The organism is Arthrobacter sp. SPT-J7, assembly GCF_059089965.1.
Genome location: NZ_JBNHFF010000100.1, coordinates 1 through 11,232, shown reverse-complemented (window position 1 = coordinate 11,232; position 11,232 = coordinate 1). Strand labels below are relative to the sequence as shown.

The following is an 11,232-nucleotide window of genomic DNA, read 5'->3' as shown; positions in this document are numbered from 1 at the left end:
CACCAGGACGCCGCCGGTCTCGAGGACAGCGTTCCAGGTCAGGCCGAAGTCCTTGCGGCTGATGGTGGTTCCAGCGGAGACGCCGGCGCGGGTGTTGCCGAACGGGTCCACGGCCACGCCGTTGAACTCGGTCTCCAGGGTGACCTGGCGGGTAACACCCTTGATGGTCAGGTCGCCGGTCAGTTCGTAGCTGTTGCCCTTGGCCACGAGGCCGTTGGAGACGAAGGACATTGCGGGGAACTTCTCCACATCGAAGAAGTCTTCGCCCTTGACATGGCCGTCGCGGTTGGCGTCGCCGGAGTCGAAGCTGGCGGTGTTGATGGTGGCGTTGATCCGGGAATCCGCCACGTCCTCGCCCAGTTCCAGGGTTGCTGCTGCTTCCCTGAACTGGCCGCGGACCTTGCTGATCCCTGCGTGACGGACAGTGAAGCCGATCTCGCTGTGGGAGTTGTCGAGGGTCCAGGTGCCGGTGGTGACGTCTGCGGGAAGTGCCATGATGTTGCTCCTTTGGGGTGTTACCTGTTGACGGTCGTGCCGTTGAACCTTCATCGGTTGAAGTCTCAACTAACTGCTGCATCTACTATAAACATGCATATGCATCTTTTGTTCCCGATCGCGGAACATTTCTTCATAAACTTCAGTTCTACTGGGTGTAGAAGATTTCGGATCGAACGCCATCTTTGAGAAACTGGTAAACATGCCCCAAGCCACTGTCCATCTGCTCCGCCACGGCGAGGTCCATAATCCCGACGGCGTTTTGTACGGAAGGCTGCCCGAATTCCACCTCTCCGAGCTGGGGCAGGAGATGGCACGCACCCTCGCAGAGCACTTCCGGCAGCGTGCCGAAAACGGGGCCAGAATCACCTACCTGGCCGCCTCGCCGCTGGACCGTGCGCAGGAAACTGCCCGGCCGACGTCGGAAGCCCTGCATCTGCAAATCCACACGGAGGAGCGGATCATTGAGGCGGAGAACTACTTCGAGGGTATTAAGGTCAGCAAGGCGGAACTGCGCAGGCCCAAGCACTGGCCGCGGCTGGTCAACCCCCTCCGGCCTTCCTGGGGCGAGCCGTACAAGCAGCAGGCAGCAAGGGTTATGGCAGCGGCGCAGGAGGCACGCCTCCACGCCATCGAGCTGGCCGACGGCCATTTCGGAACAGAGGGGCCCGAAGCGATCATGGTCAGCCACCAGCTTCCCATCTGGGCCACCCGCCTGAGCGCGGAAGGCAAGCCCCTGTGGCACGATCCGCGAAAGCGTGAGTGCACGTTGACCTCCATCACGTCGCTGGTGTTCGACGACGACGGCACACTGGTGCGCGTCACTTACAGCGAACCCGCGGCGTCCCTTCTTCCCGGTGCAGCCAGCACCCCTGGAGCCTAGAAGTGACTGACAGTTCTATCGGAAAAGGCCGGCCCGGCCTGCCCATCACCTCCCGCCGCAGCATGCTCGCTGCCGGTGGCCTCGCGTTGACCGCGCTCACCCTGGGTCTTTCGGCATGCGCCCAGGAAGATGCCCTTGCAGAGCAGGCAAGGGCCGGGGACAACAAGAACTATGTGGCCGGCGACGGCTCCGTCACCGAGTTTGCGGAGGGCGACCGGAAGTCCGCCCTCCAGATCAACGGCACGCTGTTCAACGGAAGCACTGTTGTGCCCGCTGACTTTCAGGGCAAGGTCACCGTCCTGAACTTCTGGTTCGCCGCCTGCGCCCCGTGCCGGGTTGAGGCGCCCGTCCTCGAGGAGCTGCACCAGGAATTCAAGCCGCAGGGCGTGCAGTTCTTCGGCGTCAACCTTCGGGACGAGAAGGCCACCGCGGAAGCCTTCGACAAGTCCTTCAACCTGACGTACCCCAGCTTTGACGACAAGGACGGCGGAGTCCTGCTGGCTGTTTCCGGCCTGGTTCCTCCCGGCGCAGTTCCCACAACCCTCGTGCTGGACGAGCAGGGGCGCGTGGCGTCCCGCGTCCTTGGTGAAATCCAGCGGGGCACCCTGAAAGCCCTCATCGCTGCCGCCGTGGCTGAGTAGCGCGGATCCATGAACAGCCCCTTCGCAGAAGCCATCCTCAACGGCTCGCTCCTCCTCGCCATTCCCGTAGCGCTGCTGGCCGGACTGGTCTCCTTCCTGTCCCCATGCGTCCTGCCGCTGGTTCCCGGCTACCTGGGATACGTCACGGGCCTGTCAGGCGTGGACCTGGAGAAGCAGAAGCGCGGCCGGATGCTGGCGGGAATTGGGCTGTTCGTGCTGGGCTTCTCCGTGATCTTCGTTCTCCTCGGCGGCGCGTTCGGCCAACTGGGCACCCTGGTCACCGGCTCGCAGAATGCCTGGATCACGCAGGTGCTGGGCATCCTGGTGATCGTTATGGGCGTGGTGTTTATGGGCGGCTTCAGCTGGTTGCAGCGGGACGCCAAGATCCAGGCCAAGCCACCGGCCGGGCTGTGGGGGGCGCCGCTCCTGGGCCTCACGTTCGGCCTCGGCTGGGCACCGTGCATCGGCCCCACCTACTCCGCGGTCCAGCTCCTGAGCCTTTCCGGCGGCTCGTCCGCCGCCAAGGGCGCGTTTCTTGCCTTCGTCTACAGCCTCGGCCTGGGGATCCCCTTCCTGCTGATTGCGCTGGCGCTTCGGCGGGGGATGGGTGTCATGGCGTTCTTCCGCAAGCACCGGCTGGCGATCCAGCGCATTGGCGGCGGCATCCTGGTGGTCCTCGGGCTGCTGATGGCCAGTGGCGTCTGGGGCACCTGGGTAACCGGGCTGCAGTACTGGTTCCAAACCGATGTGAAGTTGCCGATCTGATGAGCGAGCGCGTGAACGTAGACAAGAAGTCGTCCGACCAGGTGGCTGCAGCCAAGGCGGAAGCGGCGCTGCCTGCGCTGGGGCCGATGGGCATGCTCCGTTGGGCCTGGACGCAGCTGACCAGCATGCGTACAGCGCTGTTCCTGTTGCTGCTCCTCGCCGTGGCGGCAGTTCCGGGCTCGCTGTTCCCGCAGCGCCCGGCCAACCCGTCCGTAGTCACCCAGTACATCAAGGACAACCCGGACTACGGCAAGCTGCTGGACACTCTGCAGCTGTACGACGTCTACTCCTCGGCCTGGTTCTCGGCCATCTACCTGCTGCTGTTCATCTCCCTCATCGGCTGTGTTGTTCCCCGTGCCATCGCACACTACAAGGCGATGCGCTCCCAGCCCCCGCGGACACCCAAGCGCCTGTCCCGCCTCCCCGAGTACGGCACCCTTGTCATTCCGTCCGACGCCGGGATCCCGGCGTCGGACGCCATCACCAGTGCCGCTGCGGTGCTGAAGAAGCGCGGCTACCGCGTGGAGGTCCGGGACAGCGGCGGCGAGCGTCCCTCGCTGGGCGCTGAGCGCGGCTTCACCAAGGAAGTGGGGAACCTGGTGTTTCACACGTCTTTGATCGGGGTGCTGGTGTCCGTAGCCGTCGGTGGATTGTTCGGCTACAGCGGCCAGCGGATCCTGGTGGAGGGTGACACGTTCGTCAACACCCTGGTGGGCTACGACCAGTTCACTCCCGGCACGAACTTCGAGTCCGGCCAGCTCCAGCCCTATTCCGTCCAGCTGGACAAGTTCGACATCACCTTCGACCGCGAGTCGGAGGGCAAGTTCGGCCAGCCCATCGACTTCTCCGCCGCGGTGACCACCAAGGAGAACCCGGACGCGCCGGCGCAAAAGGAGATCCTGAAGGTCAACGACCCCATCACCCTGGGCGGTACTAGCATCTACCTCACCGGCAACGGGTACGCCCCCGTGGTGACCATCCGGGACGGCGACGGAAACGTGGCCATGCAGGGGCCGGTAGTGGCCAAGCTGCAGGGGGACAACTACTACTCCTCAGTGGTCATCAAGGTTCCGGACGCCAAGCCGGACCAGTTGGGCTTCGCCGGCTTCTTCCTGCCCACGGCCTTCGTCTCGAACGAGGGCGTGTCCTTCAGCGGGGACCCCGACCTCTTCAACCCGCAGCTGACCTTGAACTCCTACTACGGGGACCTGGGCCTGGACGACGGCGCCCCGCAGAACGTCTTCGAGTTGGATGTGCAGGACCTGACTCCGCTCAATGCGAGGAACCTGGACGCCGGCGGCATCACCCTGGCACCCGGCAGCAGCTACACGTTGCCGGACGGCAAGGGCACCATCAGCTTCGACGGCGTGAAGCGGTACATCGGTGTGGACATCCACCACAACCCTGGCCAGCTGTACGCCCTCATTTTCGCGCTGCTGGCGGTGGCTGGCCTGATCCTCTCCCTCTACGTCAACCGCCGTCGCGTCTGGGTCCGCACGGGCACCCACGCCGACGGCCGCACCATGGTGGAGTACGGGCTCCTGGCACGTGGTGAGGACCACCGCCTCGCCGCGGAAGCCGAAGCCGTCCGGAAGCTGCTGTCCGGGGAATGGCAGCTGGACACAGATGAAGCCGGGCCGGAACCCTCCCAGCAGACGTCCGGCGCCGCGCAGGACAATTACCTGGGCGCCGCCACCACTACAGGCTCAATCACCACCCCAGCCGGCCCCACCGGGCCCGAAAAGGACCAGTAATGCCGTACGGAATCAACGAAACCATGGGTCAGTACAGTGAGCTCTTTATGCTGCTCGCTGCGGGCACATACACGGTGGCCTTCATCGCTTTCGCCTGGGACCTGGCCAAGAGCAGTAAGGCCCTGCACGCCATCGACCTCAAGGCCGCGCAGGCGGAAGACCCGGCCCATGTGCCGGTAGGGGTCCGGGCGGGGGACCGCAGCGAGTCGCACCTCGCCGGGCCGGCGGGCAGGGCTGAACGGCCGTCGTCGTCCGCTGCCGGGTCAGCAGGCAACGGGGCCGGTGGCGCCATCACCGCCGACGCCGACATGAAATACGCCGCCGAACGGCGCGCTCCCGCCCGGGCGGCCGTAGCCCTGACGGTCCTGGGTGCGCTGATCCATGGCGCCGGCGTGCTGACACGCGCGCTGGGCGCGGGCCGGGTGCCCTGGGGCAACATGTATGAGTTCCTCACCACCGGCGCCTTCGTTGCCGTGGCCGTGTTCCTGCTGGTCCTGGTTCGCCGCGACCTGCGCTTCCTCGGCACGTTCGTGGTGGGCCTGGTCATTATCATGCTGGTGGCCGCTTCCGTGGCGTACTGGACGCCCGTCGGCCACTTGGTTCCCGCCCTGCAGAGCTACTGGCTGATCATCCACGTGTCCATCGCCGTGCTCTCCTCGGCACTGTTCACCCTGACGTTCGCGATGTCGGCGCTGCAGCTCGTCCAGGCACGCCGGCTAAAGACCGTTGCTGCCGGCGGTACGGACAAGCTGGGGTTCATGCGCCTGGTGCCGTCCGCGCTCAGCCTCGAGAACCTTTCGTACCGCATCAACGCCATCGCGTTCATTGGCTGGACCTTCACCCTGATGTTCGGTGCCATCTGGGCCGAGAAAGCCTGGGGCCGCTTCTGGGGCTGGGACACCAAGGAAGTCTGGACCTTCGTTATTTGGGTTGTTTACGCCGGCTACCTTCACGCCCGCGCAACCCGCGGCTGGACGGGCACGCGGGCGGCGTGGCTGTCCGTCGTTGGCTACCTCTGCGTGATCTTCAACTTCACCATCGTGAACCAGTTCTTCAACGGGCTTCACTCGTACTCGGGCCTCTGAGCAGGAGTTTCTCCTTAGTTCAGGGGTTCCAGCGGCAATAAGTCAATTCATTGTAGCAATAGGGGGTGTTCGCGGTCCGGCCGTGATGCTACCTTTGTGACGTTCGCCAGTGATGAAGCTTGCTCGCGATACACCAGTTTCCCGAGGCATCAATGAACTACGTTCTCGCGATCGACGTCGGAACCAGTTTCACGGCAGCTGCTATTACCCGTTTTGACCAGGGATCTTCCTCTGCCCCGGAATGCCTGCCTTTGGGCCTCCGCGGGACATCTGTGCCCTCCATCGTCTACTTTCCGGAGGAGGGTCCGGTTTTAGTGGGAGAGGCGGCAGAACGCCGCGGCCTCGATTCCCCGGGCCGGGTGGTGCCCGAGTTCAAGCGCCGGGTAGGCGACGCCGTTCCGATCTTGGTGGGAGAACTTTCCCTCTCCCCGGAGAGCGTCTTTGCAACCATGGTGCGCTGGGTTGTGGACCGGGCAGAGGAGCGCGAAGGAGCGCCGCCGTCGGAGGTTGTCCTCACACATCCTGCTGCCTGGGGCAGCCACCGTACCTCAGGGATCCTGGCGGCCATGGCCGCCAGGGGCCTGGAGAACGTCACGCTCATCACGGAACCCGAAGCGGCGGCCGTGTACTACGCCTCCCAGGTGCGGGTGGAGGACGGCAGCACCATTGCGGTCTACGACCTTGGCGGGGGCACCTTTGACACCGCTGTCCTGAGGAAAGCCGCCAGCAACCGGTTCGAATTGGTGGGGCGTCCGGAGGGCATCGAAAATCTGGGTGGCGCGGACTTTGACGCGGCAGTGCTCCGCTACGTCGCCGAGCACACCGGGGACGTACTGTCAAAGCTCGACACCGCCGACGCCGGAGTGCTTGGGGCGCTGGCCAGGCTGCGGCGCGAATGCGTGGAGGCCAAGGAGGCCCTCTCCTCCGACAGTGAGGCCAACATTTCTGTGCTCCTCCCCGGCGTTCAGCAGCAGGTTCGCCTGGTCCGTTCGGAGTTCGATGCACTGATCGAAGGTCCCGTCCGCGACACCGTGGATGCGCTGGAACAATCACTGGCAGGGATGGAACTGGAGCCGGCAGACCTTTCGGCTGTGCTGCTGATTGGCGGATCATCGCGGATCCCGCTCGTGGCGCAGCTGATTTCGGAACAGCTGGACCGGCCCATCGCCGTGGACGCCGATCCCAAGTCATCCATCTGCATGGGCGCCGCCGTCTCGGCAGTTTTGGCACGTGCGGAAGTTCCTGCCACCAAGGAGTCCGTGGCAGCGGCAGGAGCGGCTCCGGTAGGAGCGGACGGCACCGCCGTCGGGCTTCTGGCAGGCGCTGCAGGGCACCTGCCCAACCGCCGGGCCAGCTGGTCGCGCAAGGGCGCGACGGAGGCCAGCGCGGTTGCAGGGGCGAGCTCGGGGCATGGCCACGGTCACAACCACGGCGGGGCCCATGCTCCGAAGCCGACTGTCCGCCTGACTGCCATCGCTACCGCAGCCACTCTGTTCACTGTCCTCACTGCCACCGCGGCCCAAAGCCCGGGAGGGTTCGGGGACCTGACCTCCATTTTCGTTCCGAAGACCGGTGCAGCAGCCAACGCAGGTCCAGCGTCTGGTGGCTCCGGCGGCGGAAGCGTCGGGGCGGGTGCAGTCGCAGCCGGCGGTGCACCAGTGGCAGGCATCGAAGCCGGGGTTAACAAGAAAGCTTCCGCAGCCGGGGCGGGCCTGGAAGTGGAGGCTTCACCCACCAGCCGGCCATCCTCGGGCGCGACGGCCGATAAGAGAGCAGCAGGTGGGGGCTCAACCGGCACTGCAGCGGCCGGCTCCGGCAGCACCCCGGCCGGAGGTTCCGGATCCACAGGCGCCGCAGCCGGTGGCGGAGCAACTGCCGGAGCCCAGGATCCCACCGGAACACCGACTGGCGGCGCCGCTCCCGGAACTGGGGAGCCGGTAACGACACCGGGAACCACCGACCCCGGTACTCCGGTGGCGAATCCGGACCCGGTCACGCCAGTCCCGAACCCGGTGACAACGGCTCCTGACCCGGTTACGCCGGAGCCCGGCCCCGTGACGCAAGTTCCTGACCCGGTGACGCAAGTTCCTGACCCGGTGACGCAAGTTCCTGACCCGGTGACGCAAGTTCCTGACCCGGCGCCAGTGGAGCCGGCTCCGGATCCGACGCCTGTTCTGACGCAGTCCGAGGCGCCGCCACCTCCAGCACAAACGGTTCCCGCAACTGATCCCGGTACGACCTCAGGACCGGCGGCTTAGGATGGCGGTCAATCACGCGCGCGAGGACATGAAGGGCATCCTGCAGTCTGAGCTGCACTACCAGGGCCCATCACCCCACGCTGCCGAGCAGATGGCACGGCAGCTTAAAGGCGAGAACGCTGTGGTGCGCGAGCTTTTGCTGGCGCTCTCGGTCGGCTTTGTGCTGCCCGGGCCTTTGCCTGCGGATCTGCAGCGGAAGATTGACGACGGCGAGGTGGAGAGCGTTGACGCCCTGGTGGAACGGGCTGAGTCGTCTGGGCTGCTGTCGCCTGACGGAAGCGTGGTCGGACCGGCCCAGCATGCTTTGCTTGCCGTAGCCCCCACTGCCCGGGTGCATGCCCTCCAGCGCGAACTTGTCTCGCTGTACGTCGCCGACCGCCAGCCGCTGGGGGAATTCGCGCGCGAGCTGGCCCGTGGCGGCTTGGCGGACCCCCGAGTCGCTTCGGAGCTGGAGCACGCCGGTGACAAGGCACTGGAACACGATCCCGGCTTGGCCGCTCAACTCTATGAGGAAGCCTTGCTGGCGGGGGCGGATGAGATAGCGACCGCTGCACGACGGGCACAGGCTGCTGCGGGTGACGGTGACCTCGACACCGCCACCCGCATCATCGATACCCTGCTGGTCTGTTCTGATCCGCCTGACGTCCGGCGTGGGGTGGACGTAGCAGCAGCGGTCTGGGCGCAGCGGGGAATGCTGGCGCGCGGTGCGGACGCCTACAGCTGGCTTGGGGCCCTCAAGGTGGGACCCTCCGCGCCCCTTGCGGCTGTAACCATGATCGGCTGCGGCAACAAGTCCGGCGCCGAGTCGCTGTTCCGTCCGGACGCACCGCCGGCATCTCCCACGCTGCTGGCAGCCGCGCTTGCCCAGACGGCAAAGGGCATTCTGGAATCGCTGGCACAGAATCCGCAACAGGCCCTTCCGTTGCTGATCCATGCCTCAGACATGCTCAACGCAACCGGTACCGCGCTTCCCCTGCCAGACACTCCGGCCGCCCTGGCCGCCCTGATGGCCCTGCACAGCGGCGAACCGCACCTTGCGGAAACGGTGTGCAAGTCAGCTGCTGCCGCGGGCCAGGGTGGAAATGCCGCAAAGCCGCGGCTCTTCCTGCTCCAGGCGTGGTCAGCGATGCAGCAGGACAAACTTGAGGACGCCAGGCTCGCCATCAACGAGGCGTCAAAGGCCAATCACTGGCCTTTGGTGCCCAGGGATGAGTTCCTGCGTGCGGCACTGGATGTGGGGCTCGCCCGGCGGAATGGCGAGATCGCCGACCTCGTAATGGCGTGGGAGCGGGCCCGGGAAGCCATGCTGCACACCTCGGTTGACCTTTACAGCCTGTTGCCATGGGGCGAAATGATGATCACGGCCGCACGACTGAGGGAAACGCGCCGCATGGCGCATTACCTGGACGAGGCAAAGCGGCTGCTGGGACAACTGGGGGACCCCCCACTGTGGGCAGTCCCCTTCCACTGGGCTGCAGCGCAGGCAGCACTTCTCCGTGAGAGCCCGGCCGATCTGGCACCGCATGCTGCAGCGCTGGCACGGGCTGCCCATCACAGCCATCTGGCGGCAGTGCTCGCTTCCGGAGGCAAGGCGTGGGTATCCGTACTGGCCGGCAGGTTCCAGCCTGCCGATGTAGAGGCCGCAGCCCGGGGGCTTGGCAGGGTGGGAATGCCATGGGAAGGCGCGAGACTGGCCGGACATGCCGCTGCCCGAACCGAAGAGCGCAAGGACATGGTGCGCCTGCTTTCCTGTGCCAGGGACCTTCACCCGCAGGGGAGCTCCGCCGGGACAGGAGCTTCCGGATCGCCGGACTCCAGCAACTCTTCCGTCGCCGAGACCGCCAACGGCATGCAGCCGGACGGTTCCAGTTTGAGTGAGCGGGAAAAAGAAGTGGCCAGGCTGGTGCTTGAGGGCAAAACCTATCGGGAGATCGGCGAGGCCATATACATCTCTCCGCGGACCGCCGAACACCACATTGCGCGGATGCGCCGCAGGCTTGGTGCAGAGAACCGCTCGGACCTGCTGGCAAGGCTGCGGCTGGCCCTTGGCAGTGAAAATCCACAACAGGATTAAACCCCTAATGCCCCTAACAGGAGGGCAGGCAGTTCCCCGGCGGGGGAGCAACCAGTAGGGGGAAGCGGCCCGATGCCCGGTCCGGAGGGGAACCGTACGTTTGATTCAAGCCCGGTGACGCAGCCAGGCGATCCGCAACTCAAAGAAGATGAGGACCATCACATGACACTCGCAAACGATCTCGTCCAGTTCCTGATGCACCTCTTCGGCGACCGCCAGGCCGCCCAGGACTTCCTGGATGACCCGGAGAAAGTTCTGGAGGACCACGGCCTGGGCAAGGTTTGCTCCGCTGACGTAGACGCCGCAATGCCGGTAGTCCTGGATTACGCTCCGGTCACCGTCAGCACCTCCCGGTTCGACCGTGAATACAACACCGGCGGCAACACCGCCTGGACCGGGCCGAACGCCGGCGGCGGAAACACCGGAGGCGGAAACACGGGTGGCGGACACCATGGCGGTGGGCACCACGGCCACGACGACCACGACCACGACGACCACGACCACGCACACGCCGTCCAGCAGCTGCACCACGTAGTGAACAACTACTCCTACACCACCACAGTGGACGACCGGGACAACATCGTTGACCAGTCCGTCAACCAGAACATCTGGGCCGACGGTGACGTCAACCAGTGGTTCGACAACGACTCCGTTATCGCTTCCGGCGACCGTTCCATTGCAGCCGGCGACGACGCCAATGTGGAGGACTCCAACAACATCGAGGACTCTTACAACACGGACAACTCGACGGACAACTCGACCGACAACTCCGTTACCGCGGGTCGTGACGCCAATATCGGCAACACGGAGGTTGACATCGATGTGGACGAGTCGTTCAACACAGACAACTCTGTCGAGGACTCCTTCAACAAGGAGGTTGAGATTGAGGATTCCTACAACAAGGAAGTCGACATCGATGCTGATCTGCAGAATGTGGGCAATACCTACACGGACAACTCTGAGGACCACTCGACTGACATCGACGTAGACGCCGACCTGCAGAATGTCGGCAACACGAACACGACAACCAATACCACGAATACGAACATCGAAGACAATGTCGTTGTGGCTGACAACACCATCGACTACACCAATGTCGAGGACAACACGGTCGTCGCGGACAACACGGTCGTCGCGGACAACACGGTCGTCGCGGACAACACGGTCGTCGCAGACAACGAATTCGAGTACACAGAGATTGACGACATCACAGTCATCGCTGACAACGAACTCGAAATTGAGAACAACACCGCTGTCGCAGGCGAGGAAGCCAACGC

Annotated in this window: 9 protein-coding genes; 8 read left to right on the top strand and 1 reads right to left on the bottom strand. The window is 64.9% G+C overall.

The annotated features are described in order from the left end of the window. Positions 1-495: YceI family protein (locus AC5RWX_RS25030; RefSeq protein ID WP_494098985.1), on the bottom strand; the 495-nt coding region annotated here is incomplete at its 3' end. A 202-nt stretch (positions 496-697) separates the two neighbouring features. Here AC5RWX_RS25030 and AC5RWX_RS25025 point away from each other — a divergent pair. From AC5RWX_RS25025 to AC5RWX_RS24990, 8 genes are all read left to right on the top strand, one after another. Next, a complete protein-coding gene (locus AC5RWX_RS25025) occupies positions 698-1,378 on the top strand; it encodes a histidine phosphatase family protein (protein ID WP_494098984.1) in 681 nt (226 codons plus the stop codon). Between the two features lie 62 nt (positions 1,379-1,440). After that, entirely contained in the window at positions 1,441-2,019 is a 579-nt protein-coding gene (locus AC5RWX_RS25020; protein WP_494098986.1) for a TlpA family protein disulfide reductase, read from the top strand. Between the two features lie 9 nt (positions 2,020-2,028). Beyond that, positions 2,029-2,784 carry a cytochrome c biogenesis CcdA family protein gene (locus AC5RWX_RS25015; protein ID WP_494098983.1) on the top strand — a complete coding sequence of 252 codons (756 nt, stop codon included), beginning with the start codon at positions 2,029-2,031 and terminating at the stop codon, positions 2,782-2,784. Then, on the top strand, positions 2,784-4,538 hold the full coding sequence (gene resB / locus AC5RWX_RS25010; RefSeq protein WP_494098982.1) for a cytochrome c biogenesis protein ResB: 1,755 nt from the start codon (positions 2,784-2,786) through the stop codon (positions 4,536-4,538). The genes AC5RWX_RS25015 and resB overlap by 1 nt, the downstream gene beginning before the upstream one ends. Then, positions 4,538-5,623 carry a c-type cytochrome biogenesis protein CcsB gene (gene ccsB, locus AC5RWX_RS25005; RefSeq protein WP_494098981.1) on the top strand — a complete coding sequence of 362 codons (1,086 nt, stop codon included), beginning with the start codon at positions 4,538-4,540 and terminating at the stop codon, positions 5,621-5,623. Before resB ends, ccsB begins: the two co-directional genes overlap by 1 nt. 152 nt (positions 5,624-5,775) lie before the next feature. Continuing rightward, entirely contained in the window at positions 5,776-7,881 is a 2,106-nt protein-coding gene (locus tag AC5RWX_RS25000) for an Hsp70 family protein (RefSeq protein WP_494098980.1), read from the top strand. Position 7,882: 1 nt separating this feature from the next. Next, positions 7,883-9,955 (top strand): LuxR C-terminal-related transcriptional regulator, encoded by a 2,073-nt coding sequence (locus AC5RWX_RS24995; protein WP_494098979.1) that lies wholly within the window; start codon positions 7,883-7,885, stop codon positions 9,953-9,955. Between the two features lie 162 nt (positions 9,956-10,117). Beyond that, a partial coding sequence (locus AC5RWX_RS24990) for an IniB N-terminal domain-containing protein (RefSeq protein ID WP_494098978.1) occupies positions 10,118-11,232 on the top strand: 1,115 nt, incomplete at its 3' end.

Coding starts and splice junctions, on each gene's coding strand:
- ccsB (WP_494098981.1), top strand. CDS start 4,538: ATGCCGTACGGAATCAACGAAACCATGGGTCAGTACAGTGAGCTCTTT.
- AC5RWX_RS25020 (WP_494098986.1), top strand. CDS start 1,441: ATGCTCGCTGCCGGTGGCCTCGCGTTGACCGCGCTCACCCTGGGTCTT.
- AC5RWX_RS25015 (WP_494098983.1), top strand. CDS start 2,029: ATGAACAGCCCCTTCGCAGAAGCCATCCTCAACGGCTCGCTCCTCCTC.
- AC5RWX_RS24995 (WP_494098979.1), top strand. CDS start 7,883: ATGGCGGTCAATCACGCGCGCGAGGACATGAAGGGCATCCTGCAGTCT.
- AC5RWX_RS25025 (WP_494098984.1), top strand. CDS start 698: ATGCCCCAAGCCACTGTCCATCTGCTCCGCCACGGCGAGGTCCATAAT.
- AC5RWX_RS25000 (WP_494098980.1), top strand. CDS start 5,776: ATGAACTACGTTCTCGCGATCGACGTCGGAACCAGTTTCACGGCAGCT.
- resB (WP_494098982.1), top strand. CDS start 2,784: ATGAGCGAGCGCGTGAACGTAGACAAGAAGTCGTCCGACCAGGTGGCT.